25 protein-coding genes, 1 other RNA gene and 1 pseudogene are annotated in these 24,679 nt (G+C 51.2%); 1 reads left to right on the top strand and 26 read right to left on the bottom strand.

Annotated elements, in window-relative coordinates; all coding sequences use genetic code 11:
• The 10 genes from holB to EDM56_RS22740 form a co-directional block, all read right to left on the bottom strand.
• Nucleotides 1-981 carry a DNA polymerase III subunit delta' gene (holB, locus tag EDM56_RS22785; protein ID WP_122920231.1) on the bottom strand — a complete coding sequence of 327 codons (981 nt, stop codon included), beginning with the start codon at nucleotides 979-981 and terminating at the stop codon, nucleotides 1-3.
• A gap of 19 nt (nucleotides 982-1,000) precedes the next feature.
• Nucleotides 1,001-1,330, bottom strand: coding sequence for a cyclic-di-AMP receptor (locus EDM56_RS22780; RefSeq protein ID WP_122920230.1), 330 nt, complete (start codon nucleotides 1,328-1,330; stop codon nucleotides 1,001-1,003).
• Between the two features lie 30 nt (nucleotides 1,331-1,360).
• On the bottom strand, nucleotides 1,361-1,990 hold the full coding sequence (tmk, locus tag EDM56_RS22775; protein ID WP_122920229.1) for a dTMP kinase: 630 nt from the start codon (nucleotides 1,988-1,990) through the stop codon (nucleotides 1,361-1,363).
• Nucleotides 1,991-2,004: 14 nt separating this feature from the next.
• Complete coding sequence (locus tag EDM56_RS22770; RefSeq protein ID WP_246009493.1) at nucleotides 2,005-3,477, bottom strand: aminotransferase class I/II-fold pyridoxal phosphate-dependent enzyme; 1,473 nt, start codon at nucleotides 3,475-3,477, stop codon at nucleotides 2,005-2,007.
• Between the two features lie 102 nt (nucleotides 3,478-3,579).
• Entirely contained in the window at nucleotides 3,580-3,762 is a 183-nt protein-coding gene (locus EDM56_RS22765) for a sigma factor G inhibitor Gin (protein ID WP_122920333.1), read from the bottom strand.
• A gap of 36 nt (nucleotides 3,763-3,798) precedes the next feature.
• Complete coding sequence (locus tag EDM56_RS22760; RefSeq protein ID WP_148040414.1) at nucleotides 3,799-4,878, bottom strand: hypothetical protein; 1,080 nt, start codon at nucleotides 4,876-4,878, stop codon at nucleotides 3,799-3,801.
• Nucleotides 4,820-5,617 carry a glycosyltransferase family 2 protein gene (locus EDM56_RS22755; RefSeq protein ID WP_122920227.1) on the bottom strand — a complete coding sequence of 266 codons (798 nt, stop codon included), beginning with the start codon at nucleotides 5,615-5,617 and terminating at the stop codon, nucleotides 4,820-4,822. Before EDM56_RS22755 ends, EDM56_RS22760 begins: the two co-directional genes overlap by 59 nt.
• A complete protein-coding gene (locus EDM56_RS22750) occupies nucleotides 5,577-7,091 on the bottom strand; it encodes an alkaline phosphatase family protein (RefSeq protein ID WP_122920226.1) in 1,515 nt (504 codons plus the stop codon). Before EDM56_RS22750 ends, EDM56_RS22755 begins: the two co-directional genes overlap by 41 nt.
• Nucleotides 7,091-8,056, bottom strand: coding sequence for a lysylphosphatidylglycerol synthase transmembrane domain-containing protein (locus tag EDM56_RS22745; protein ID WP_122920225.1), 966 nt, complete (start codon nucleotides 8,054-8,056; stop codon nucleotides 7,091-7,093). The genes EDM56_RS22750 and EDM56_RS22745 overlap by 1 nt, the downstream gene beginning before the upstream one ends.
• Nucleotides 8,053-9,003 carry an NAD-dependent epimerase/dehydratase family protein gene (locus EDM56_RS22740; protein WP_183192559.1) on the bottom strand — a complete coding sequence of 317 codons (951 nt, stop codon included), beginning with the start codon at nucleotides 9,001-9,003 and terminating at the stop codon, nucleotides 8,053-8,055. The genes EDM56_RS22745 and EDM56_RS22740 overlap by 4 nt, the downstream gene beginning before the upstream one ends.
• A 204-nt stretch (nucleotides 9,004-9,207) precedes the next feature.
• Between EDM56_RS22740 and EDM56_RS22735 the strand changes: the two genes are divergently transcribed.
• On the top strand, nucleotides 9,208-9,726 hold the full coding sequence (locus tag EDM56_RS22735) for a hypothetical protein (protein ID WP_122920223.1): 519 nt from the start codon (nucleotides 9,208-9,210) through the stop codon (nucleotides 9,724-9,726).
• Here the strand turns inward: EDM56_RS22735 and EDM56_RS22730 are convergent.
• The 16 genes and pseudogenes from EDM56_RS22730 to EDM56_RS22655 all read right to left on the bottom strand — a co-directional run bounded on the left by EDM56_RS22730 (nucleotide 9,723) and on the right by EDM56_RS22655 (nucleotide 24,586).
• The gene (locus tag EDM56_RS22730; protein WP_122920222.1) at nucleotides 9,723-9,989 is read right to left on the bottom strand and encodes a pro-sigmaK processing inhibitor BofA family protein; all 267 of its coding nucleotides are present in this window, start codon (nucleotides 9,987-9,989) and stop codon (nucleotides 9,723-9,725) included. The two genes, EDM56_RS22735 and EDM56_RS22730, sit on opposite strands and share 4 nt — an antisense overlap.
• Nucleotides 9,990-10,165: 176 nt before the next feature.
• Nucleotides 10,166-10,396, bottom strand: coding sequence for a DUF2508 family protein (locus tag EDM56_RS22725; protein WP_246009492.1), 231 nt, complete (start codon nucleotides 10,394-10,396; stop codon nucleotides 10,166-10,168).
• 25 nt (nucleotides 10,397-10,421) lie between these two features.
• On the bottom strand, nucleotides 10,422-11,396 hold the full coding sequence (locus EDM56_RS22720) for a CPBP family intramembrane glutamic endopeptidase (RefSeq protein WP_122920221.1): 975 nt from the start codon (nucleotides 11,394-11,396) through the stop codon (nucleotides 10,422-10,424).
• Nucleotides 11,397-11,619: 223 nt separating this feature from the next.
• Nucleotides 11,620-12,393, bottom strand: coding sequence for a phosphate ABC transporter ATP-binding protein PstB (gene pstB / locus EDM56_RS22715; protein WP_122920220.1), 774 nt, complete (start codon nucleotides 12,391-12,393; stop codon nucleotides 11,620-11,622).
• 28 nt (nucleotides 12,394-12,421) lie between these two features.
• Nucleotides 12,422-13,309, bottom strand: a complete 888-nt coding sequence (gene pstA / locus EDM56_RS22710) for a phosphate ABC transporter permease PstA (protein ID WP_122920219.1) — start codon at nucleotides 13,307-13,309, stop codon at nucleotides 12,422-12,424.
• A complete protein-coding gene (gene pstC, locus EDM56_RS22705; protein ID WP_425456349.1) occupies nucleotides 13,306-14,298 on the bottom strand; it encodes a phosphate ABC transporter permease subunit PstC in 993 nt (330 codons plus the stop codon). The genes pstA and pstC overlap by 4 nt, the downstream gene beginning before the upstream one ends.
• Nucleotides 14,299-14,378: 80 nt before the next feature.
• A complete protein-coding gene (locus EDM56_RS22700; protein ID WP_122920217.1) occupies nucleotides 14,379-15,314 on the bottom strand; it encodes a phosphate ABC transporter substrate-binding protein in 936 nt (311 codons plus the stop codon).
• Between the two features lie 162 nt (nucleotides 15,315-15,476).
• Nucleotides 15,477-16,076, bottom strand: coding sequence for a recombination mediator RecR (recR, locus tag EDM56_RS22695; RefSeq protein WP_122920216.1), 600 nt, complete (start codon nucleotides 16,074-16,076; stop codon nucleotides 15,477-15,479).
• Nucleotides 16,077-16,086: 10 nt separating this feature from the next.
• A complete protein-coding gene (locus EDM56_RS22690; protein ID WP_122920215.1) occupies nucleotides 16,087-16,398 on the bottom strand; it encodes a YbaB/EbfC family nucleoid-associated protein in 312 nt (103 codons plus the stop codon).
• Between the two features lie 20 nt (nucleotides 16,399-16,418).
• Nucleotides 16,419-18,146, bottom strand: a complete 1,728-nt coding sequence (dnaX, locus tag EDM56_RS22685; RefSeq protein ID WP_122920214.1) for a DNA polymerase III subunit gamma/tau — start codon at nucleotides 18,144-18,146, stop codon at nucleotides 16,419-16,421.
• Nucleotides 18,147-18,311: 165 nt separating this feature from the next.
• Nucleotides 18,312-19,358 (bottom strand): annotated as a pseudogene (locus EDM56_RS22680) (ATP-binding protein); the annotation flags it as partial.
• A 357-nt stretch (nucleotides 19,359-19,715) separates the two neighbouring features.
• An RNA gene (ffs, locus tag EDM56_RS22675) (signal recognition particle sRNA large type) lies at nucleotides 19,716-19,980 on the bottom strand.
• 148 nt (nucleotides 19,981-20,128) lie between these two features.
• Nucleotides 20,129-21,115: a sensor histidine kinase gene (locus EDM56_RS22670; RefSeq protein ID WP_122920212.1), complete on the bottom strand. Its 987-nt coding sequence runs from the start codon at nucleotides 21,113-21,115 to the stop codon at nucleotides 20,129-20,131.
• Nucleotides 21,112-21,813 (bottom strand): response regulator transcription factor, encoded by a 702-nt coding sequence (locus tag EDM56_RS22665; protein WP_122920211.1) that lies wholly within the window; start codon nucleotides 21,811-21,813, stop codon nucleotides 21,112-21,114. Before EDM56_RS22665 ends, EDM56_RS22670 begins: the two co-directional genes overlap by 4 nt.
• A gap of 138 nt (nucleotides 21,814-21,951) precedes the next feature.
• Complete coding sequence (locus EDM56_RS22660) at nucleotides 21,952-23,841, bottom strand: FtsX-like permease family protein (RefSeq protein ID WP_183192558.1); 1,890 nt, start codon at nucleotides 23,839-23,841, stop codon at nucleotides 21,952-21,954.
• Complete coding sequence (locus EDM56_RS22655) at nucleotides 23,816-24,586, bottom strand: ABC transporter ATP-binding protein (RefSeq protein WP_122920209.1); 771 nt, start codon at nucleotides 24,584-24,586, stop codon at nucleotides 23,816-23,818. Before EDM56_RS22655 ends, EDM56_RS22660 begins: the two co-directional genes overlap by 26 nt.
• Nucleotides 24,587-24,679: the final 93 nt, after the last annotated feature.

Below are 24,679 nucleotides of genomic sequence, written 5' to 3'. Positions count from 1 at the left end.
TTATCCCTCCTGGATTTGGAGAACCAACCGCTCAAGCGCCAATTGAGGATTAGCGTTACGCTCTATCCGATTTCTTGTATCCATGACCAACTCGATTCCATGCAAGAGCTCCGACTTGGTCCAAATCAAAGCTTGTCCTTGGAGCACATCCTGTTGGTCGCCATTAATGAGGCGCTGTTGTCGGCCCGCTTGCACGTACAAAATATCGCGTAGCCAAAGGATGAGCAAATCCAGAAAGAGGGGCAGTGCCTCCTTAAATCTATCATGCTTCAAAAACAAATCTTGTATGGTAAACAGAGCCTGTGAATTGCGCTGTTTGAGTTCCTGCGTCAATTGTATCACTACATTTCTTAGCTGTGCAAACCAATCTGATTGGCAAAGTACACGCGCCTCGTCGAGATTGGCAGTGATCTGGGAAGCCACTTGCGCCAGACCCGATGCGATTCCTTCCGCTATCAACCTTTGGGTGATCACTTCCGGCTGCAGTGGGGCAAACGAAATGGTTTGGCATCTTGATAGAATCGTTGGCAGAATCGAATGCGCATTCTCCGTCAGTAGCAATGCGACGACGCCTGCCGGCGGCTCTTCCAAAAATTTAAGCAAGCTGTTGGCTGCCTGCACCGTCATTTTATCGACATGCTCGATCACGTATACTTTGTGCGACGATTCGACGGCCCGCATCGCCATCTCTTTTTGCAAAGCCCGTACTTGATCAATTTTAATCGAAGCACCGTCCGGTGAGATATAGTGAACATCTGGATGATTCCCTGCGTCGATGCGGCGGCATTGGACACACTCGCCGCAAGCGTCCGCAGGGAGATTAACACAAAAGATCGCTTTTGCCAAATGGAGGGCAATTCGCTTTTTGCCGACACCCTTGGGGCCGGCGAACAAATAAGCATGGGCCAGACGGTCATGCCGCAAGCTTCCCGCCAGAAGATCGGCCACACGCGGCTGCTCCGTAAATGAGTCCCAAGTCATGATACGTAACCTCTACTTTTTAAAAGGAATGAAAATCCTGAACATCCAATACGAAAACCGCCGCCCCGCCGACTTGCACTTCCATCGGGTACGGCATGAAAGAATCGACCGTGCTGCCGAGCGGTGAGACAGGTGTAACCATCTGCTTGCGCGATTTGCAGCTTTTTTGAATGATGTCGATGACATCCGGCACTTTTTCGTTATCGGTACCGATCAAAAAGGTTGTATTTCCTGCGCGTAAAAAACCGCCTGTACTCGCCAGCTTCGTCGCGCGAAATCCTTGCTTCACCAATGTTTGGGACAACAATGCACTATCTTTATCCTGGACGACGGCAATTACCATTTTCATAGTCTCTCACCCTTTCAGTATCGTTACAGGTTAATTCTTTTCTGTGAGCCAACGTGTGAAATCTGCAAAAATCTCTTCGGCCATCTCCTCGACAGACCGACTCGCATCGATTACGCGGATGCGCTGCGGATGCTCTTTGGCAATCTCCAGAAATCCTTGGCGGACGCGCTCGTGGTAAGCGGCTCCCTTTTGCTCAATTCGGTCCAGACCGGTGCGCGCCTTCAGTCGTTCGCGCCCGTCCGCTACAGAAAGGTCCAGTAAATATGTCCGGTCTGGAATCAGACCGCCTGTTGCGAACTGATTGATTCGTTTGATTTGCTCCAGCTCGATCTCCAGGCCATATCCCTGGTACGCGATGCTGGCTTCGACAAATCGGTCGCATACGACGAATTTGCCGCTTTTCAAAGCGGGATTGATTTTTTCTTGTACATGCTGCGCGCGGGAAGCCGCGTAGAGCAGCACCTCGGCCGAATCAGCCATTTCTGTATGCGCCGGGTCCAGGATCAAGCTTCTGATTTTGTCGCTGATCGCTGTACCCCCCGGCTCTCTTGTCAGAACCACTTCGTGCCCCATACTGGCGAGCCTTTCGGCAAACGCTTTTACCTGCGTCGTTTTGCCAGCCCCATCCGGGCCTTCGAAGGTGATGAATAAACCTGTCAAAATTGCGTTCCCCCTCATGCGATGATCTCGATGCTGGCAAGACTCGGATCGTTCACTCCGTGAAATCTGGCGCCCCCGTCGCGAAGCTTGGAAATGAGCTGCAACACTTGCTCATCAATTCGTTCACCCGGGACAAGAAGCGGAATGCCCGGCGGATAAGGGATCACCATTTCCGCGCAGATGTGTCCTTGCGCGTCTTCCAGAGCGATCAGCTCGCGAGGTCGGTCGACAGCTTCGTGCATGGCTATCACCTGCTCGCGCAAGAAGCTGGAGGCCAACACGCCTGGCCGCGTCCACTCATGCTCGACACGCAGCGGGCGCGCCGACATTGCCTCAACCGATTTCAATACTTGTTCTACATCTTCGTCGCGAGTTCCTGTCGAGGCGGCGAGCAGAACATGCGTTAATTGTGCAAATTCGGGAAAAACGCCGCGATTCTCGAATTGTGTCTGAAGCTGGTATCCGTTTAGGTCGCTCGTGCGCAATGACAGGAGCAGCTTGAGCGGATCTCGTGTCGCGTATACGTAATGATCGGTCATCGCCGGAACAAAGAGCCACGGAACGACTTGTAGCCGTTCTTGCAGCCAAGTCAGTCTCGGCAGTACCCGATCGATTTCTTTGCCCATTTCCAACATGGTATGTCGTCTGGCCAGATCAAGTGAAGCCATGAGTACATACGATGGGCTGGATGATTGAATCATCGCCAACGCCCGATTCAATCGCTGCCTGTTGATTCGCGTGCCTTTTATATGAACCATGGACGACATGGTCATAGAAGTTGCCATTTTGTGAGTCGACTGCACGGCGGCATCCGCTCCGCATTGCATGGCGGAAGGCGGCAGAGCCGGATGAAACCCATAATGCGCGCCATGTGCTTCATCGACCAGCAGAGGAATGTCGTGCCGGTGTACGGTCGCCGCCATTTTGACCAAGTCGATGCCCATTCCGTAGTAGGTAGGATTGGTCAAGAAAACCGCCTTTGCATCGGGATGAGCTTGCAGCGCGCGTTCGACATCTTCGCGACGCAAACCTGCGGCCACGCCCGTATCGGGATCGACGGCAGGCACGATGAAAATCGGATTGGCCCGCGCCAGCATCAGCCCATGGTACACCGATTTATGACAATTGCGCTGCACGACGATCTTGTCACCTGGCTTACAGACGGCCATGATCAACGCAATGTTGCCGGCTGTGCTACCGCCGACGAGAAAACGCGTTTCGTCCGCCCCAAACGCCTCAGCAGCCAACGTCTGAGCCTCCGCGATTACGCCCTCTGGTTGATGCAAATCGTCCATCCCTGTAATTTCCGTCACATCCAGCGCGAGCAGATCGGCAAATCGATGTCTGCCCACTTCATCAAAGCTGGCGCCAAATTTGTGCCCGGGCACGTGAAATGAGTGCGGCCGACTTTTTTGATGCGCGACCAATGCGTCATACAACGGCGTCCTTTTTTGCCGCTCCCAAAATGCATCTGTCCGATGTCCCACTACTGCGTCACGTCCTTTTAATCGTTGTGGGTATATTGTAACACGTCGCGGACAGGCTTGTTAAAAGGAAACGGGCATCAGCCGTTTAGCCGATGCCACCGTTTACGCATCCATCTTGAACCAAATTTGCTTCATCTGTCTGATGAAAAACGGATATTTCGCGTCGTCCACATCCGTCTTCACCATCTCCTGTTCACAGGCCTGGCAAATAAACTGATCGCAAATCGCGATCCCGGCTGAGCGTGCTTCACCACAGACGATGCATTGATGGGCTACTTGCATCATGACCACCGCCGACTCCCTTCCTTATTCTACCATTCATTATTTCCTTCCAGTATAATTTTCATTCCTATCGTTCGTGTTTTGCCCATACGTGATGTAGGTAATCCCGAATAGCTTCGCCTCATCCACAGGAAACAGAGAAAGCGCGTCAATAACGGTCGGACGCTTCATTTGCTGCGTTAAACGCTCAAGATGAAGCTCTTCTAGCGCGCTGTCTGCACCAACGATGACCAGCAGCTCGGCATCATGCAAAAGCTCTGGCAATGAACGGCAAATCAAGGTTTTGTCTTTCTCTTCATTCGTGTTTTCCGGAAGATCGACAGCATACGTGCATGTCTGAATTCGCGGTTCCTGTTCAATCAGCCATGCGGTCAGGCTGTCAATTTGCTCGTAATATCCGCAAACGACCACACGCTGCGGACGAAATTGCGTCAGTACTGCTTTCATATTATTTTGCAGCCATCGTTCGATTTCCTTCATGCGCCTTTTACCCAGCCCATCTTGATACAACCAGCCTTGTCCAATTCGCTCGTCCATCCCCAACGCTTGGGCGACGATCCCTAGGCGTGCCAATCCTGATTCATACCGCCGCGCCATGTGCAAATAGAAGCGTTGTTTCAGCCGCAGATACTTGTCCAGCTGCCAGACGATCTCATCCACCTCGGTGCGCGCACAGACTAAGGAAATGATCCCCTCGCGTGCGGCAAGGCGGCGCAGGCAGGAAACCCAATGACCTTCTGGCTCACCGCCAATGATCGCCCTATTGCCGCTTGGCATAAGAAAAAAGCGCACCACTTCAACAGGATGCGCCGCATATTTTCGGTGGAGTTCATCTGCCAAGCCAGACGGAATCGAATCGCTTTCCCCAAACACTAGAATCAAGAACGGGAGCTGCCGCCCCTGTGAGGCATTTGCAGTAGCGTCCTGAACTTGGTCAGGCAAAATCACCGAATCCATCGTTGCTTCCTCTCCACACACCACCAGGCCGTCTGCGGCCGCTCCATTAGCTTGCGTGGAGGAAATCAGCTCGATGTCCCATTTTGCAAACAGTCCCATGAGGCTATTTTGCGTTTTTTTGTTGGTTGTAGATGAAATCAGCCTCAGCTTCCGTTGACACAAGGAATGTGCGGCCCCCTTTTGCCGTACGCCGGATTCCCGGATGAACAGGACGTCTCATCTCGCGCCAGATCGCCGGAATCACTTTGGACAGGTAAGCCCAAAACCGGATAAAAGAGGTGCCTGTCATCCGCACCTGGTAGCGAATCGGGATTTCCTTCATCCGATAGCCTTTGCGTACAAGATTAAGCGTCATCACCTGGGCGTAATTATAGTCATGGATGATCTCCAAATCAGCCAGCGCAGCTCGGGAGAATGCCCGCATGCCGGATTGCCCGTCATAAATCAAGCGACGCAGCAAAATCATCTGGATCAGGGTGAACACATAATTGCCCCAGCGCCGATGCACTTTCATTCCTTTTATTGTGCCCATAAAACGGGAACCCATCACATAATCCGCCTCGTCATCAAGCAAAGGGGCAACCAGCTCGGGGATCTGCTCCGCAGGATACTCATTGTCCGCATCGATCATCACTGCATAGTCGGCTCCGCGTTCGTACGCCTCCCGCAACCCTGACCGGACAGCAGCCCCAAGTCCGGTATTGGTCGGCATCGTATAAATATCATCAGCCCCGGCAGCGCGTGCCACCTCGACGGTCCGGTCGGTTGAGCCATCGTCAACCACCATCACTTTCACATGCACAGCGGGGTGAAAGCTTCTCGGTACTTTACGAATTACTTCGCCAATCGCACCTTCTTCGTTACGCGCCGGAATGACGATAGTAAGAATCTGCTCTGCCATTCGTTTTCTCTCCTGTTTGCAAAGTGGAAGGTGCAATCGCATCGGTTAATACAGGCCCGCGAGCTTCTTTCGGATACGGTGCCCCCATCAGATAGGCGATCGTTGGCGCAACGCTGACTAGCGATTGCCAGGAGTCCACCTTGACTCCCTTTTCAATCATGGGCCCATGGACGATGAACGGTACGAATCGCTCTCCTTCATCCAAATGGCCATGCCCCCCGATACCATCGGATTGTCCATGATCGGCGCATACGATGAAAGCGGCATCCTCCAACTCGCCGCGCGCTTTCAACCATTCATAAAAATCAGCGACGAGTGCGTCTGCCTCCGCAATTTTCTCCAAATACTCATCGTAAAATACGCCGCGGCTGTGGCCGGTCTGGTCGGTCGAGATCAGCTGCACGATCAGCAAATCCGGATCTTCTTCCTCGACGATCTGCTTTGCACGATTGATGATTTTGGTGTCGACCACATCGTTTTTGGTCACAGCCGTGTATGTGTAGACATCGTCGCCAAATGCATCAACCAGATGGGCAACCGCCAGCATAATTCCTTTTTTGCCGATCGCGCGCAGGCAGTCGAAAATACTTTCCGTATTAATGCCGTGTTTGTAGACCATGTTGCTTTTTATCCCATGATAGCGCGGGTATGTCCCAGTAAACATGGACGAAAAGCAGACAACCGTCCGGGCAGGGTAAACCGTCTCCATATTCCGAAACTCGGTTCCGTTTTCCTTGAGCCAGTCCAAAAACGGCGATCTAGCAACCTCCAGACGGTCTTTATTGCAGCCATCTATTACTACCATATACACTTTTTTGGCCAAAGGTTTATCGGCCGGTGCATTTTGTGTATATGTCTCATACTCTTTCGGTTTCCATGTAAAAAGCAGACGATGAACGAGGTAGCTAAAAAGCGCAACCGTTGCCGCGAAATACAGGTAAACGAGCGACCCTGCCGCCTGATGCCCGATTTCCTGCAGCCGGAACGCCGACTCAATAACCACCAGCAGCGTCAAAAATTTGGGAATCTGCTCCTGGGCATTGCCGCTGGTAGAATCGCTATTTTTCAAAACCAGCTTCCAAAACCGGGTGAAATTCCACAAGGTCGTCCCGATCCGCAAATGATAGTAAATCGTCCCCCAAAAGATGACGGTAAAAAAGAAATAAAGTCCGATTGCCAGCCCGAACAGACCAAATAAATAGCTGCCTCCCCATAGCCAGTAGGCCGCTGCGAACGGGATCCATAGAAACGTTCGCAAATGCAGGGGAAAATCATAGGTAAAATAGAGCGCGAGAAGCGGCAGTGTCCAGAGAAACGCCATTCCCCCATCCTGCCAAAAGGAAAGCTGGCTCCACTCTCCCGCGTGGTAAAGCAAAAAGAGGCCGATGATAAACACTGGCGTAAATGGCTTCCCTTCGTTGAGTACATTCCAACAGCGCGCGGCCACCTTTTCGAACCGGGATGCTTTTTTCATTAGGCACCTCCCCTTTCTTCCTTCGCCTGACGGTATAGCTGAAGCGGTGAAAGCGACAGCCGCCAAGCCGCATACCCGCCCATCAGGAAGGAATACAAAAATTTAAAACCGTGCGACAGAATTGCCGCCTGCAGTGCAAAAACAAGCGTTTTGCCTGCAACCTGGACCAGCAAGGTCGACATGACCGCCTCATAGGTGCCGATGCCGCCCGGCGTCACATGCAGCGTTTGGCCCATGATCGTCAGAACGTGGACAAGCATGGCCTGAACGGCACTCAAGCTCCCGCCAAGACCAACCACCACCGACCCGATCACCGCTGCCTCAAGCATCCACCCGAGAGCCGTGAATGCAAACGCCAGCCACCATTCTTTTCCGTTTGCCCGCTGCGCCAACAGTTTCCCAACCAACGGCGGCAGTTTGTCCTGGTAGCGTCTAGCCATGCGTGTAACAGCGTAAACGACCGACAACGCTACAAGCGGGGCAAATTGCGTAAAGCTGTTTTTCATGCCGAACCACGTTGCGAGCATCTCAGGCGCGATGACAAACATCGTCAGGCAGGCGATGACAAACAGGGCGCTCATGTCGAGCAGCCTGTTCACGCCGACCGAATAAAGCGATTGCCCCCAATCAAGGTGGTGCTTGGCTTTGAGCAAACCCGCTCTGGCCAGCTCACCACCCTTGATAGGCAAGATATGGTTCAAAAATAAGCCGATATGATGGTACAGCCACAATTGTTCGACGGTTGCCCGTTTGCCTTCCGTTTTCCCCATTTGGATCTGCCAACCTACGCTCCGCAGCCAAAATGCGGCGGCATAGCATACAGCCATCAGCACAAGCAGCCACCAATGCTCCGCCAGTCGCTTCGCGCCTTCCCATAATTCTGCCCCGTTTAATTGGGTCACCGCCAAATAAGCGGAGACCAAGATTAGACACCAGGCCGCCCAAAAAAGAATTTTTCGCTTCATTGCCGCAACCACCACTCAACATACCGTCGCAATCCATCGGGCAAAGAAACCTCGGCGCTCCATCCCAATCGTTCGCGGGCCTGTTCGGTATTCGCCCATGTGCCGCTCACATCCCCAGGTTGTGCCCCTTGCCGCTGCATATGAGCGCTTTTTCCCGTCGTTTGTTCTAGCAGACGCACCAACTCCAATAGACTGACCGGATGTCCGCTACCCAAATTGTAGACTTGCCAGCCGTTTGCCTGTTGTACGGCGGCCCAAATCCCTCGCACGATGTCATCGACATACGTATAGTCTCGGACCGATTGCAGGTCGAATACGGTAATTGGTTTGTCCTCCATGATGCTTTTCACAAACTTGGAGATGGCCATGTCGGGACGTTGACCGGGTCCGTACACCGTGAAAAACCGGAGTGCCGTCACATGCATCCCGTAGAGCTGCGTATACGTCCGGCAAAACAGCTCCGCCGCTGCTTTGCTGGCTGCATACGGCGAAATCGGATTCAAATCGGGTTCACTTTCGCAAAAAGAGCGGTCAACCGCCCTTTCGCCGTATACGGATGAGGAAGACGCTGCCACGATTCGAGCAATCCCATACTTGCGAGCCAGTTCGAGCATTTGTACGGTTCCTTTGACGTCAACATCGACATAACCCAGCGGATCATCGAGCGAACCGCGTACGCCGGGAATCGCAGCAAGGTGGATGATGGCATCGGGTTTTTCCTTTTCCATCAGTTGACTCATCGCAGCCGTGTCCAAAATGTCTGTTTCAACCAAGCAAAATCCGGGTAGTTTTTCCAGTAAAGCCATGCGTTTGCGTTTGATCGCCGGATCGTAGTACGAATGGAACGAATCGACTGCGATCACCCGCTCCGCTTTGTGCTGCTCCAAAAGAAATCTGCATAAATTTGCGCCAATAAAGCCGGCTCCACCGGTAATCAATATGTTCATACGATGTTTTCGCTCCATCATCCAAGACAAAGTCGATGGCAGTGCCACCGACCCGTTTTTATGATGAGACTTGCTTCCTTTCTCCCGTAAACGGTACGATGAAGACAGAAGCAAGCGCATCTTTCATTCATTTTTTGATAATCATTCTCATTGATGCACTCATTATAATTCCACTTTTCCGCTCTGTCAATGAAAGGGGGCCCTATGAAGGAACAGACGATTTACAGCTACAAGCTAATTTTCCGGCTGCGTTGGCGGCTAATCGGACCAGCTATCCAACTTTTGCTTTTAATCATCGGCTTGTTCGTGACGGCGCGCTTGACGGCGATTCCGCTTGGAAAATTGTTCATTTCCTTATCCGTCGTGGCTGCTGTGCCATTTTTGCACTTTTTCCTGTATCGTCTCTACGCCTACGCGCACTCGCATACCACCAAGCTCTCACTCGTCATGCTGTTCTCGCCGTGGTGGGGCGTATCGACGCCAATGCCGATATCCCTTTCCTTTTTTCGCGGTGTTGAGGTCACCGTCTGCACGGGCAGCCTGCTAGTTGCTGCTGCGCTATACGTTTGGCTTCCCCCGAGCTATGGGATTGCGCTCGTGCTAGGCTCTCTAGTTCTCTGTATTCCGCGCCTTGCCGCGCTAGTAATGTCGCTAGGCAAACCAAAACGCTGCCGGATTAAATACGACAGCGCCACCATATCCTTTATGCTGACAGACGGTTAAACCAGATACAGCTTGATAACCACCATTGCCAAAACACCGGGAATACGCAAAAAACCGGTCAAAAATGCGGTCACCGGATTAATCGGGATATGATACCCCGCCATCTCTCCGATGATATTGGCGAAAAACAGCAGCACGGCGCCTATGACGAATTGCAGAGCCAGCACGCCGGCCCAGCGCAGCGGTTTGGTCACCGATTTGCTCGCCGCTACGACCAACAGAAAACCAACGATCACAATCCCTATGCCCCATTCCAATCCCATGCCGGCCCCTCCTGTACCTGGATTGCTAAGAAAAACTTCTTTCAGAAGTCCTTTCAAGAAGCAGATCCTTCGATCTGTGGAAGTTTTTACCGATGCCTATGCTGGAAGTAACGCTGAGGTACTCCGTCTTCCGCTCCAGAATTTATAAGCGCAAGCACTTATAAATTCTTATACGATCACAAACCTCGCTCACGGCGCGCCTGCTGCAAAAGGAACATGTATCGTTTCTCCGTGAGCTTTAAGTAGTAAATGCCGTTGTCGATTTGGACATCCCGCTCAGAACCGTTGATGTAATGATGCGCATTTTGCCAATCGCGCTTCGCCTGCTCGACTGCTTCCTGCAGAGACCATAAGGGAGGGCGTTCCTCCCTTTGCGCCTCCACGTTCTTCCGCTTCCACCATTTCACGGTACCCCGCCCCTCTTATCGCCAATTAGTTGAAATAAAAGATGACGCTGACCAAATTGTTCAAGCTATGCAAAATAATTGCACCCCAGATGCTGTTAAACCGGTGGCGCAAATAACCGATTGCCAAACTGATCGTAAACAGCGGCACAAACAGGGCGATATCGATATGCACAGAGGCAAACCAGATGCTGCTGATCGCAATCCCCCAGAAAGCACCCCATCGTTTGACAAGGCTCGTCTGGATCACGCCGCGGAACAAAATCTCTTCGGCGATTGGCACCAACACGCCTGTCATGAGGATGGACATAATGCCATGTACCCAATCGTATGACTTGGCCTGCATGATCTCCGATTCAATCTGATCCTGCCGCTCCGATACGAGCGAAAGGTCAAAAAACTGGGAAAGCGGCGTCGTGACCAACATGTCCAACACGAACAGAATGAATCCCATCAGCAAGATTAGCATCAACACCATGCGTCCGATGTTTTTCGGTTTGCGAAAGCCCAGATCGGCCCATCTTCCCCAATACTGAAAAACAGCGATCAGCAAGATGCTGAGTTGAAACGATGCCGATTCGAGCAGACCTCCTACCGATCCTTCAGGAAAAATCGGAAACGCTACGAAAAAGCCGTACACCAAATATTGAGCAACCAACAACACTTGCAGCCACGCGAGCGTATAGAGAAAATCGGTCCCCGTCAAGCCTTGGCCCTGCCACAGGACGCTGTGGAGGCGTTCTCTGCGAAAGAATCGCCAGACGAATCCGACGGCACAAACAAGTCCGAACAGCAATGAAACGATCAATGCAGCATTCAGCCATCCCTCTGGGGTTTCCACCGTATAGGCCATCCATTGGCCATGATCGTCCTTTGTAAAACGAATAAAGGCCCACTCCACGACGAATTGAAGCAGATAGGCAGCGAGCATCAATACCGCCCATGTCACTGCCCGTTCCTTTCGCGGATGCAGCTCAGGTTGCAGCCCCAGTCGTACTTGCATCTCTTCACGCTCCTACTTCACTATATGTTTGTCCACGCAAAAAAGTCGCACTTTTTCTCGCGGGTCGTCTTTTTCGCAAAAAAGAGTCATCTAAATCTCGATTATATAACTCTCCGAGTCAGTCCGGTGAATATTATCTTGGAAATTTTGCTGAAAAATTATACTAATTCGGTCAAACCCAAAATAAAAAACACCGGCATCTCTATGTGTGCCGGTGTTTCCATCAACCAAAACGTCCTGTAATATACTCTTCTGTTTTTTTATCCGCAGGGTTGGTAAACAGTGTTGATGTGTCGTTTACTTCCACTAGCTCCCCCATCAGGAAGAATGCCGTTTGATCGGATATCCTTGCAGCCTGATGCATGTTGTGCGTTACGATGACGATCGTGTACTCTTCCTTCAGTTCGGTAATCAGCTCCTCGATCTTCATCGTGGAGATCGGGTCAAGCGCGGACGCTGGTTCATCCAAAAGCAGGATGGAGGGGCGAACCGCAATCGTACGCGCAATGCACAGCCGCTGCTGCTGGCCACCGGACAGCGACAATGCGGATGCATTCAGGCGATCCTTCACTTCATCCCAGAGCGCTGCCTTGCGAAGGCTCTGTTCCACAATCTCATCGAGCTGTGCCTTCCCTTTGATGCCGTGGAATCGGGGCGCGAACGCGATATTTTCATAAATCGACTTGAAGAACGGGTTCGGCCGTTGGAACACCATGCCCACGATCTCGCGCAGCGCCTCGATGTTCACCTTCGGATCGTTGATGGCAATTCCGTCGATTTCGATCGAACCGGTCACCTTGCAGGATGGAATCAGATCGTTCATCCTGTTGATGCTGCGCAAAAACGTCGACTTACCGCAGCCGGATGGGCCGATAAACGCCATTACCGAATTGCGCTGGATATCGAGATTGATATTTTTGACCGCCTTTTTTTCACCGTAGGAGACGGACAGGTCTCTTGCTTGAATGACAACATCTTTTTCTACAAGTGTGTTCATTTGACTATCATCACCATCCCTCTCGATGTTACGCACCGGACGTCATTTTCCGATAAATCCATTTGCCGAACCATCGCGCGGACAAATTGAACACCAGCACCGCAATGACCAGAATCGCAGCAGCGCCATCAGCGACATCGCGTGCATCCGGCGTCAAGCCTTCGCTGTTTACTTTCCAAATATGCACCGCCAATGTCTCAGCTGGACGGAGTGGGTTGAGCGGTGATGTCGGGCTGCTGAGGCTCGGATCATGGAAATTCAGGTCCGGCGAAGACATGCCGGCTGTAAACAGCAGGGCTGCCGCTTCACCAAAAATCCGGCCCGAAGCCAGAATCGTTCCCGTAATAATACCTGGCAATGCTGCAGGCAGCACAACCGAAATAATCGTTTTCCACTTGGTAATACCAAGAGCCAAGCTCGCTTCCTTCTGATTTTGCGGCACGTTACGAATTGCATCCTCAATGATCCGCACCATCAGCGGCAGGTTGAAGACGGTCAGGACAAGCGCACCGGAAAGCAGCGTATATCCCCAGCCTGTCATCGTAACGAAAACGAGGAGACCAAACAGACCGACCACAATCGATGGCAGCGAGGACAAGACCTCAATGCTAATGCGGATGAATTGCGTGAATTTGTTGTCTGGCGCATATTCCGCCATGTAAATTCCCGCACCCAAGCCGAGCGGAAGCGAAATGATCATGGTCAACACCAGCAGGTAAAGCGAATTGAAGAGCTGCGGACCGATCCCCCCGCCCGCATTGACCAAATCAGGCGCAGAGGTGATGAAATCGAGGGAAAGCTTATGCCACCCTTGTGTCAGGATAAAGCCGAGCAAACCAATCAAAAGACCGATAATCAAAACCGCAAATGTCATCAAAATGACCGTCGCTACGCGGTCCATTGCTTTCGCACTCATTTATGCACCAACTTCTTTCTCCCCAGAATCCGAATGATTGCAATAAACGCAAAGGACATCAAAAGCAGCAGCAACGCCATGCTCCACAGCGCATTGTTGTAAGGAGTCCCTTGGATCGTATTCCCCATGTTCAGCGTAATTCCGCTTGTCAGCGTGCTGATCGGGTCAAGCAGGGAGCCCGGCAGCTTCAGCGTGTTCCCGATAACCATCTGCACCGCGAGCGCTTCACCAAACGCGCGGGCCATCCCCAGGACGATCGCTGTGAGCAACCCAGGTCGTGAACTATGGAGAACAACATTCCAAATCGTTTGCCAACGGGTTGCACCCAGAGCCAGCGACGCATTGCGGATATCCTGCGGAACCGCTTCGATCGCGTCCGTTGCGACGCTCGTGATCGTCGGCAAAATCATGATCGCCAGGACGATGCCCCCTGCCAGCAAGCTGAAGCCAAGTACTTCGAATCTATCACGAATGAAAGGTACCAAAACGGTAAGTCCTATATAGCCGTATACAACAGATGGAATCCCGACCAACAACTCGATTACGGGCTTCAACACCTTTTTCCCAAACTTCGGGTAAATCTCAGTCATGAAAATCGCTGCGCCGATTCCCAATGGCGCGGCAATGATAGCTGCCAAAGCAGTCACAAAAAACGAACCAAGAATAAACGAAAGCGCTCCATAGGAAGCAGGGTCATCCTCTGGGTCCCATTTGGTCCCACTCAAAAATTCCGTAAAGCTTACTTTATCGACAAAAAACGTGGACAATCCTTTTGAAGCAATAAAATACGTGATGGAAAGTACGACAACGATTAAAAGTCCTGCTGCAACCATCGTGTACATCCGACCAAAAAAGCTTGCCATCTGCTGGCTTTTGTTTGCTGTCAGCAATTTGCGTTTCAGCTCAGTCTGATTGACACTGCTGGAAATACCCCCGGCTTGCTTGATGACATTTTTCTCTACAATTGTCCCCTGCTGAGAATTCATCATATTCCCCCCTTACCCGAACATGGAGAATGAGGGGTATGCTACCCCTCGATTCCCATTATTCCGTCTTCGCCAAGCATTGCTTATTTTTGTGTAACTTTACCTTCTACGTCACGTTCTACTTTCATTTCCGTGACTGGGATGAAGCCTAAGTCTGTTACCGTTTTTTGTTGAACTTCATCGCTCAGGATGAAATCGAGGAACGTTTTTGCTGTGTCAGCAGCTTCGCCTTTTGTGTACATGTGCTCATACGCCCAAACAGGGTACTTGTTGTCTACGATGGTTTCTTTTTTCGCTTCGACGCCATCCAGTTTCAGAGCTTTTACCGAATCGTCAATGTAGGAGAGAGCTAGGTAACCAATTGCGCCAGGTGTTTCGTTGATGATTTTACGAACTGTACCGGATGCATCCTCAGTGATGCCTTCCGCTTCTTCGTTGCCATCGAGGGCAAATTTTTTGAAGACTGCACGTGTACCGGAGCTTTTCGCGCGGTTTACCAGCGTCACTTTCATGTCTGCGCCGCCGACTTCTTTCCAGTTTTTGATTTTGCCTGTGAAGATATCAATCAATTGTTGTTTCGTCAGGTTATCGATGCCGACTTTTGGACTGACTGCGGCAACCATTCCAACAACCGCTACTTTATGGTCAACGAGTTCGTTTGCAGGAATTCCTTTTTTCTCTTCAGCGAAAATGTCGGAGTTACCGATCGTCGCTGCGCCGTTCGCTACTTGGCTCAAGCCAGTACCGCTACCGCCGCCTTGCACTTGAATTTGTGCGCCTGCGTTTTTCGCCATGAAGTCTTTGGCAGCTTGTTCAACCAAAGGCTGCAATGCTGTGGAACCGACTGCTGTTACTGGAGCACCCGCCTTAGTTGGTTCTGGTGCAGGTGTTGGTGCTGGAGTCGCCGATTGAGCCGGTGCCGACTCTTGACTAGCTGGCGCAGGTGTATTGCCACATCCAGCCAACAGTAAACCAACGGAGAGAACACATCCAAACAAAGCGGTTGAAAACTTCTTCAAGATAAAGCCCCCTTACAAGAGTGTTTGATTGCTTCTGCCTTTCACACTTGTAATACTAGTTTGTTAGGATGAAGGTGAAGTTAAGTCGGTATTAAGAAATTGTTAATATTGCAGAGAATTAAAAAAGGACAAGGGATTTTCCCCTGTCCTTTTCCATTTTTATTAAACTTCACGGCGTCCTTCCAAAGCTTTGGTCAATGTGACCTCATCGGCGTATTCCAGATCCCCGCCCACCGGCAAACCGTGTGCAATTCGCGTAACACGGATGCCGAATGGCTTGATCAAGCGGGACAAGTACATCGCCGTCGCTTCTCCCTCTACATTGGGATTGGTCGCTAGGATGATTTCCTTGACCGTCTCATCTGCTCCAATCCGCTTCAGCAGATCGGGAATGCGGATGTCTTCCGGTCCGATTCCGTCCATCGGCGAAATCGCCCCTTGGAGAACATGATATTGTCCTTGGAACTCGCGCGTTTTTTCCATTGCCACCACATCCCGCGGCTCCTGGACGACGCAAATGATCGATGCATCCCGCCGCTTGTCGCTGCAGATGTGGCAAGGATCAACATCGGTAATGTTATTGCAAACCGAGCAGTAATGAAGCTGGCGCTTGGCGTTGACGAGCGCTTTTGCTAAATCGAGCACATCGTCTTCTTTCATGTTGAGCACGAAGAACGCCAGTCTCGCCGCCGTTTTGGGACCGATCCCCGGCAGCTTCATAAAGCCTTCAATAAGCCTGGAGACGGGTTCCGGATAGAACATAGTCGTTCTCCTAGAACAAGCCTGGGATGTTCATACCGCCTGTAAAACGTCCCATTTCTTTGGCAGTCAGCTCATCCACTTTACGCAGTGCTTCGTTTGTAGCGGTCAAAACCAGGTCTTGCAGCATTTCCGCATCTTCCGGATCGATGACTTCCGGTTTGATTGTGATCGCTACGATTTCCTTGTGACCGTTTGCCTTTACCGTAATAGCTCCGCCGCCGACAGACGCTTCCACAACTTGCTCTTTTAGTGCCTCCTGGGCTTTTTGCATATCTTCTTGCATTTTCTTAACTTGTTTCATCATTTGCTGCATGTTTTTCATGGTAAATTCCCCGCTTTCAGCTAGTCTTTGATTTCTAACAAATGCTCTCCTACAAGTTTAAGCGCCTCTGCGACAAAAGGATCGGGTTCATCCGGATTTTTTTCCTTGGCAGCCTCAGTCTCACCCACCTGCACCTGCAACTCCTGCCATTCTTCCTCCATGATGGACAGAAGCGCCAGCGGTTTGCCACATACGAGCTGTACCGTTCGCTCGACGACGCTTCTCAGCTCGGCTTCCATCGTTTTCTCGCAGTGAATCGAGCTGGTAAAGACGACAATAAGCGCATCCTGGCTGGCTGCCACCGGCGTGCCGTTCACGATCCAAGCCTGGTATTGGATTTTGACCTTTTTGATCTCATTCAAAATCTGGCTCCAGGAGCCGCGCACCCGTTGGGTCAACCCTTCATCGATCGAGCGAACCGCGTCACGCACTTTGGTGATCGGTGCGCGCGCTCCGCCTATTGAAGAAGCCGTTCTGCGCGGTTCACGCGTTTTCGCTTTTTCAGCTGTAGCCGGGACTGCGCCTGCTCCCACCACTTGGCCAGCGAGCAGCTGCGTGATCTTCTCCTCGAGCATCGCCACCCGTCTGGTCAAAATCTGAACCTCATCCGACGATGCTGCTTCTGCCTGCACGGACACCTGCACCGATCCCGTTGCTTGCTTCACCGTCGGCTGGCACAGCTTCACCAACGTCAGCTCGACGAGTACGCGTGCGTAGGTCGACCACTTCAATTGGGTCAATGCTTGACTCAACGATTCGATTACCTCATACAGCAGCGGTACGGAATATTGTTCCGCGACCTGCATGAACTGTTCGTCCACCATCGCTCGCTCGACAATCTCCTGAAGCTTCGGCGCTGTTTTCGCCAACAGCATATCGCGATAATAAAACATGAAATCATGCAAAAATTGCTCGGGGTCTTTCCCCTGCACCATCACCTGATCAAATTGCTCCATGACACCGGAGACATCCTGCTCGGCAATCAGCTTGGCCAGCACAGAGAAGTACGTTTGCGAGACCGTGCCCGTAATTTGGATGATATCGCCAAGCGTAACTTTCGTCCCGCTGTAGCTGATGGCTTGGTCCAGGAGGCTCAACGCATCGCGCATCCCGCCCTCGGCCTTTTTGGCCACAAGCTGCAGGGCCTGCTCCTCTACTTCAACCTGCTGTGAATCACAGATATGCCGCAAACGGCCAACGGTCTCCTGCAAGGAGATCCGGTGAAAGTCAAAACGTTGACAGCGCGAAATAATCGTCGCCGGCAATTTATGCGGCTCGGTCGTCGCCAAGATGAACAGCACGTGCGAAGGTGGCTCTTCCAAGGTTTTGAGCAGAGCGTTAAACGCCTCCGTGGTCAGCATATGCACCTCGTCAATGATGTACACCTTGTAGGTCACATCGCTCGGCGCAAATTTTACCTTGTCGCGAATATCCCGAATTTCTTCTACACCGCGGTTGGAGGCAGCGTCAATTTCCAAGACATCGGTCACGGCGCCATCTGTAATCGCGCGGCATGCCTGGCACTCATTGCATGGCTCCCCATCCTGCGGCTGCTCACAGTTTACTGCTTTCGCCATGATTTTGGCCGCACTGGTTTTCCCTGTTCCACGCGGTCCATTAAACAAATAGGCGTGTGAAAGTCGTTCTTCGCGGATCGCATTGCGAAGCGTCGTCGTTACGTGCGACTGCCCCACAAGGTCCCCGAAGGTTTGCGGTCTCCACACCCGGTAAAGCGCTGTATACGCCATTTTTGCCACTTCCAATCTGTCCCGTATGATCGGTACAGCCAAGAATATATCTAATTTATTATACTATACCGTATGCCATTTTCAAACAAACGAGGTGACGCAGTGCATGCTTTTGTGCGGACAGTCCGAAAAAAAATGCCCCTCCCGTACGGGGAAGGGACAGCGTCATAGATACGGCAGGAGAATATGAAAGGTCGTACCGTATCCCTTCGATGAGATGCGAATTTGCCCTCCGATATCGTGAACGATCTTTTGACAAACAGACAGACCCAAACCCGTCCCTTCGTCTTTTGTGGTGAAAAACGGATCAAATATTTTATCGATGACGTAAAGCGGGATTCCCGGTCCATTATCATGAATGTTGATGCTGATTCGGTCGGAATCCGCCTCGACATGATGATCGATCGACAGCACGCCTTCTTTCCCCATCGCTTCCAGGCCGTTCTTGCAAATGTTCAGAAAAACCTGCTTCAACAGCTCGGTATCCCCGACCACCAGCGGCAAATCCCCTGCTAGATACTGCACCTCGATTCCGTGTAGCAGCGCCTGGCTCTCCACGATCGGCAAAATCTCGGCAAACACCGTGTTCAGGTCTACCAGCGAGTATTGCACATCGCGCGGTTTGCTTAGCAATAGGAATTCGCTGACCAGCGCGTTGATCCGGTTAATCTCCGTCAACATGATTTCCGTATAGGAACGTTCCCGCTCCATTCCGCTTTCTGTAAACGACTTGAGAAACATTTGCAAAAATCCTTTGATCGACGTGAGCGGATTGCGTATTTCATGCGCGGTGCCGGCGGCAATTTGGCCGATCATGGCCAAGCGGTCGCTTCTTTCAATTTTTTGCTCAAAGGATCGAAGGTTGGTAATGTCTTTAAACAGCACGTAAGCGCCGATGCATTCTCCCTCATCATTGTGGAGGGTATTTGAATCGACCAAAAGTTCATAGCGCTGATTGCTGTTGGTCCAGGAAATTGCTTGATTATGTACTTTGACTCCGGCGAGCAGTTCCCTCTGCACCAGGCGATTATCTTCTGGAATCCCGGCGAATGCCTGATCAATGTGTTTTCCCATGACCTCTGCCCGGTTGATTCCTAACACTTTACAAGCCATCTGACTGATTTCCACAAGATGCGCATCCTGATCAAGTAGCACTACCCCAAGATGTGGTGAAGCGGTCAACTTCTCGGCAAACCGTTGCTGCAAAGATTGTAACGAACGCATCCGTTGCCCCCCCAACTCGTATTCGAATATTCAGTCAAACTTTTCTTGAAAATTCGTCAAACGATATTGTAAGCCCTTCCGCATCAAGTCTTGTGCGGCATGAAAATGTTTCGAGGACATCCGCCACAATCTAACAAAAAACGCCACGTTTAGTGACGCATTGAAGCTTTCCATGCAATTCAATGAAACATTTTATCGAATCTTCGATTAGAAAACCTGGCTACGCCATGCTTATTGGCGGATCCGCGGTTGCCCTTATACTGTATAAGAATTTTTAAATCCTTATCTGTAAAATAAAAAACGGCCTGTCCAAAAGGACAAACCGTTTATCGCTTTAGTAGGATGCTGTGCACCTGCCATTGAATATTCCCATCCAAGCGTTACTTGTAGGGCCAGCTCAGAGCAGGCACCCCTGCGGCACACGCGAAATACCACTTATGGCTGCTTCCTTCCGGACCTGACCAGGTTCATGGGTTCGCGTCGCACAGGACCCGCTCCTCAACACCGCCCCTACAAGGCAGCCTCACATGAGAACTCCTCTGACAGGAATTCAACCCTGCTATTGCGGATTGCAGGTTACAGGGCACCGCAACCTCCCCGTCTAGCACAGCAAAGTAATCATATCAAAGAACAAGATGCTAAGCAAGCGATAAACCTATCCAGTTGAGGAAAGACAGCCCCTAAGTACACCTTTCCTCCATGAAATCATAAACATGGTAGAAAGTTTTCTTACCGGTTGCAGTGTTCAGTTGAAAAAATTATGACTCCATTCGCCGGAAAACGATGCGTACGGTTGTCCCCACGCCTTGTTCCGATTCCAATTCGACCGTATGTCCTAACCGATCGCATACTTCCTTGACCAAATACAATCCCATACCGGTCGATTCGCTGAACTTCCGACCGTTTTCTCCCGTAAAGAAGGGGCGAAATACTCGCTTTAGGTCCATTTTGGGTATGCCGACTCCTCGATCACGGATCTCAAGGACAGTGTCATCCCCGCGCAGATGAGCGGAAACCACGATGTTTTCCCGCGTCCCCGACGAGTAGCGAATGGCATTGGTGATCAACTGATTCACGATGAAAGTCAGCCATTTCGCATCGGTATGAACCGTCAGCCCTTCTTCGATCTCCACCTTCGGATACACATAATGGCGAATAAACAGGCGTTTGTTTTCGTGAATGACGTCGTTGGCGATTTTTTTGAGACAGACGGACTCCACCCGGAAGTCATGCTCAAATGTATCCAGCCTGGACATATACAGCACCATCTCCAAGCCTTTGCCGATCCGATCCGCTTCTTCCCGGATGCTTTCCAGACGGGGATCATCCTCTTCCTGCACTGTGAGATGGATGACCGATAGCGGGGTCTTCATCTGATGCACCCATTGATTCATGAACGTGACGTGCTCCTGCTGCTTGCGTTCATAAGTATGGATCTGCTCCTGATACCGTCTATACTGTGAGTCCAGCAGTTCAAAAAGCGCCTGCGGTAAAGGCGCCGCCTCTTTCCGCCGATTGCGTTCCGTCCAGATTTCCATCGGCTCTGACAGACGTTTGTAAAACGATTTATGGGTGACATACCGATACAGCAAGTAGCCGGAAAGCAAAAAATAGCCAAAAAAGACGCTATACAGCGCCGTTGGCAAATTCCGATACCCATCCAGCCAATAGATCAGAAGGACAAAAAACAATATGACGGTCTGAAGCAGCAGCAACGGAAGATGCTCTCGCCAAAAAAGCTTCATGCATCATCCCTCCACGTCACGACCAAACGGTAGCCTGCTCCCCGAACCGTCTCGATGGCCCCCTCAATTCCCGCATCCTGCAATTTTTTACGGACGCGAGCCACATTGACATTGAGTGTATTTTCATCGACAAAATTTTGGTCATCCCACAGCTTATCCAGCAGTGCTTCCCGACTGGTCACGCGCGGAGAGCGCTTCATCAACAGCTCCAGGAGCAGCGCTTCTTTTTTGCTCAACTCGAGCAGGTGACCGTCCCAATGAACCTCCATCCGCTCCGGATAGAGGACCAGCCCCTCGACCTCCACTGTACGTTCCTCCATCTTCGGAGCGTATTCGCCGACGCTGCGCCGCAGCTGGCTGCGGATTTTGGCCATCACCAGCTCATAGTGAAACGGCTTCGTGATGTAATCGTCAGCCCCGTTTTCCAGCGCCATCACCTGATCCATCTCCCCCGTACGCGCGGAAATAAAGATGATGGGGCAGGTCGACACGCGCCGGATCTGCCTGCACCAATAATACCCGTCAAAGCTAGGGAGATTGATATCAAGCAAAACTAGGTCGGGCCGAATTTTTTGGAACAGATCAAACACCTTTCCGAAATCATCCGCGACTACAGCATGATAACCGTATTTTTCTATATGGGATTGCAGTAATTCCGCAATTTTGGCATCGTCTTCAACGACCATAATCGTACTCATCGACAACCCTCTTTCTCTAGGTTCCCTCGTTTGCCGGTTGGGACAAGCTTTTTCCTTGTCTCAACCGGCAACGCCCCAGTCGTCTATACTCGTATAGACGAGGCAATTCGCAAAAACCCTGCACACTTTCACAAAATACTAAGAAATGACCGCCTTCACATGTCTGAGGTAACGGGCACGAATCAGTAGGAAATACATCACCTGTGCGATCAAGAAGCATGCGAGCACCGTAATCGTATGAATCGCGATTGGATAATAAATCACACTTTGCAGCGCCACAAAAGCAAAGCCGCTGTGAATCATCGCCATCACGATCGGCACGAAAAACAGCAAGAGCAGCTGCCTGGTCACAATCTGATTCAATTCCTTCTCGGTTAGCCCAATCTTGCTGATGGCCTGGTATTGGCGCTGATCATGCTCCAAATCCGTATACAACCGGAAATAAAGGAAGCTGCCCGCCGCGATGAAAAAGACGGCTCCCACCAGTACGCCGATAAACAGCATGGCACCCGATGCCTGCTTCATCATCATTACCTGATAGGCGAATGACGAAAAATATTCATGCGTGTCCGGTATCGGTTCTTTGTTCGTCAGCGCTTCGCCGAGTTTCTCCGTTTTTTTCCAGTCCACTACATTGTAGCCGATGAAGGTTTCCGCTTCAATCGGTCGAGTAATTTGCGCGAAAACCCGATCGGAAACGAGCAAGATGTTGCCCCCCAGGACATAAGACGGCAGCACCGATTTTTCTACCCGCCCGGTCGCAAACACAGTGATATCGGATTCTTTGAACGTTACTTCCTTGTTGTACTCATCAAATTCCTTGGCGCTATATAGACTCGGCGGAATGAATCGCGCTTCCCGTCCGTTCAGCTTTTCCTGCGGATACCCAAGCTTCGCTGCGATCCGGTTGAAGTCGGATTCTTTCACAAGCGTCACCCGGTTTCCTGTCTGGACGCTCGTTTGGCTTTTTGTATCTGCCCGGACTTTATCAAACGGCACATTCGCATTTTTCAATCCGTCTTCAATTTCACCGGGAATCGTGACTGTCCCGAGCTTCGACGTCTCCACGATGTAATTGAACGCGAATGGCGAATTATCTTTCGCCTGCTGTTCAAGAAAGGCAGTCGAAGCCAGAGTCCCTACCGCACAGAACGCCACTGTCGATACCATTGTGACGAGGAAAAAAATGCGCGCATTGTCCTTCATCCGGTATGCCAAATCAGAGAGTGTGACTAGATTGGTCTGCTTCCAAAAAAATTGCCGGTTCCGCTTCAAAAGGCGGATGCTGAACACGCTCAGCTGCGTGAAGAAGAAATACGTGCCCACTATTACCATCAGCACGACTGGGATGAGACGAATTCCGATCGTATATTCTGTGGTGGTCACCGAAAGATAGTAGGCAGACACGATCAAAACCGCTGACAGGAGTGAGAGAATGACCGATGCCTTCGGTTCTTTCTTAGGCTTCACGCTCCCTTGCAGCAGTTCGATCAACCTGCTGCCCCGCACAAAAAATGCCGTGAAAAGCGAAATGACCAAAAATAGCAGCGAAAACGAAACGGCGGTCAGCAGTATCGCTCGGACCGGCATGTAAAATGGCAGCTGGTCCATGTTCAATACGCGCACACCGATCAAAAGAATCAGCTTGGAGCTGATCATACCGGCCCCGATACCGGTCACCATCGATGCCAAGCCGATCAGCATGTTTTCCAGAAAAACCATCCGATTCAACTGCCCTTGCGACATGCCATGCATCATCAGCACGCCGAACTCTCTTTTCCGCGATTTGAAAAAGGCACCAACGGAATAAAGAATGAAGAAAAACGAGAACACATAGATGATCCCCTCAGCGACCCGCATCGCCTCGACCACCAGGCCGCGAAGCGCAGTCTGTTCGATCTGGGGATGATACATGAACATCGCATACACGAAGAAAACCATCACGGAAAAAGCGCTGCTCAGAAAATAAGCGGCATAGGTGCGCTTGTTCCGCAGCACATTGTTAAACGCCAACTGTCGAAAGGTCATACGCGTTCCCTCCCAACAGGGACAACACATCAATGATATTCTGGAAAAACGCCTGACGGTTCTCCCCCCGGTGAATCTCATTGTACAGCTTCCCGTCTTTGATAAAAATCACCCGATCGCAATAGCTTGCGGCAAGCGGGTCATGCGTCACCATCAACATGGTTGTTCCGCTCACCTGGTTGATTTGCTGCATCGTTTCCAGTACATCGCGGGAAGCCTTGGAGTCGAGATTCCCCGTCGGCTCATCGGCCAAGAGCAGCTTGGGAGCATGAATCACCGCACGGGCCATGGCCGTTCGCTGCGCTTGCCCTCCGGAGATTTCATAGGTTCGGCGGTCCAATATTTCGCTGATGCCCAGCTTTTGCGCCACCACCGTCACTTTTTCCTCCATTTCCTTCACGTTCACACCATCCAAGGTGAGCGGCAACACGATATTTTCGCGAATCGTGAGCGTATCGAGCAGGTTGAAGTTTTGGAAGACAAAGCCGAGCTCCCTGCGGCGAAACAGGGCCAGCTCATGTTTTTTCAGCTTATGTGGGTTCTTTCCACCGATCAGCACAATCCCCGAAGTTGGCGAATCAATCGTTGACACCATATTGAGAAAGGTTGTTTTTCCACTCCCAGATGGTCCCATGATACCGACGAACTCCCCTTCATCGATTGTCATTGTTATATCGGACAAGGCACGGTACGACAGTCTTCCCTCGTACACCTTGGTTACGTTTTTCACTTCCAAAATGGCCATGACGCCACTCCCCCTAATTTACCTTATCGCTCCTACTTTATTTCATTGCCTTTAGCATTCCCATCGATTCTCCTTACAGGAGTATTACAGGTT

Source organism: Brevibacillus fluminis (assembly GCF_003710825.1).
In the GTDB taxonomy this organism is placed as follows: domain Bacteria; phylum Bacillota; class Bacilli; order Brevibacillales; family Brevibacillaceae; genus Brevibacillus_D; species Brevibacillus_D fluminis.
Note: the sequence above shows the minus strand (reverse complement) of the source record. Positions and strands in the feature narration are given on the sequence as shown.

Coding starts and splice junctions, on each gene's coding strand:
- holB (WP_122920231.1), bottom strand. CDS start 981: ATGACTTGGGACTCATTTACGGAGCAGCCGCGTGTGGCCGATCTTCTG.
- EDM56_RS22780 (WP_122920230.1), bottom strand. CDS start 1,330: ATGAAAATGGTAATTGCCGTCGTCCAGGATAAAGATAGTGCATTGTTG.
- EDM56_RS22765 (WP_122920333.1), bottom strand. CDS start 3,762: ATGATGCAAGTAGCCCATCAATGCATCGTCTGTGGTGAAGCACGCTCA.
- EDM56_RS22755 (WP_122920227.1), bottom strand. CDS start 5,617: ATGGCAGAGCAGATTCTTACTATCGTCATTCCGGCGCGTAACGAAGAA.
- EDM56_RS22750 (WP_122920226.1), bottom strand. CDS start 7,091: ATGAAAAAAGCATCCCGGTTCGAAAAGGTGGCCGCGCGCTGTTGGAAT.
- EDM56_RS22745 (WP_122920225.1), bottom strand. CDS start 8,056: ATGAAGCGAAAAATTCTTTTTTGGGCGGCCTGGTGTCTAATCTTGGTC.
- EDM56_RS22740 (WP_183192559.1), bottom strand. CDS start 9,003: ATGAACATATTGATTACCGGTGGAGCCGGCTTTATTGGCGCAAATTTA.
- EDM56_RS22735 (WP_122920223.1), top strand. CDS start 9,208: ATGAAGGAACAGACGATTTACAGCTACAAGCTAATTTTCCGGCTGCGT.
- EDM56_RS22730 (WP_122920222.1), bottom strand. CDS start 9,989: ATGGGATTGGAATGGGGCATAGGGATTGTGATCGTTGGTTTTCTGTTG.
- EDM56_RS22720 (WP_122920221.1), bottom strand. CDS start 11,396: ATGCAAGTACGACTGGGGCTGCAACCTGAGCTGCATCCGCGAAAGGAA.
- pstB (WP_122920220.1), bottom strand. CDS start 12,393: ATGAACACACTTGTAGAAAAAGATGTTGTCATTCAAGCAAGAGACCTG.
- pstA (WP_122920219.1), bottom strand. CDS start 13,309: ATGAGTGCGAAAGCAATGGACCGCGTAGCGACGGTCATTTTGATGACA.
- pstC (WP_425456349.1), bottom strand. CDS start 14,298: ATGATGAATTCTCAGCAGGGGACAATTGTAGAGAAAAATGTCATCAAG.
- recR (WP_122920216.1), bottom strand. CDS start 16,076: ATGTTCTATCCGGAACCCGTCTCCAGGCTTATTGAAGGCTTTATGAAG.
- EDM56_RS22690 (WP_122920215.1), bottom strand. CDS start 16,398: ATGAAAAACATGCAGCAAATGATGAAACAAGTTAAGAAAATGCAAGAA.
- dnaX (WP_122920214.1), bottom strand. CDS start 18,146: ATGGCGTATACAGCGCTTTACCGGGTGTGGAGACCGCAAACCTTCGGG.
- EDM56_RS22670 (WP_122920212.1), bottom strand. CDS start 21,115: ATGAAGCTTTTTTGGCGAGAGCATCTTCCGTTGCTGCTGCTTCAGACC.
- EDM56_RS22665 (WP_122920211.1), bottom strand. CDS start 21,813: ATGAGTACGATTATGGTCGTTGAAGACGATGCCAAAATTGCGGAATTA.
- EDM56_RS22660 (WP_183192558.1), bottom strand. CDS start 23,841: ATGACCTTTCGACAGTTGGCGTTTAACAATGTGCTGCGGAACAAGCGC.
- EDM56_RS22655 (WP_122920209.1), bottom strand. CDS start 24,586: ATGGCCATTTTGGAAGTGAAAAACGTAACCAAGGTGTACGAGGGAAGA.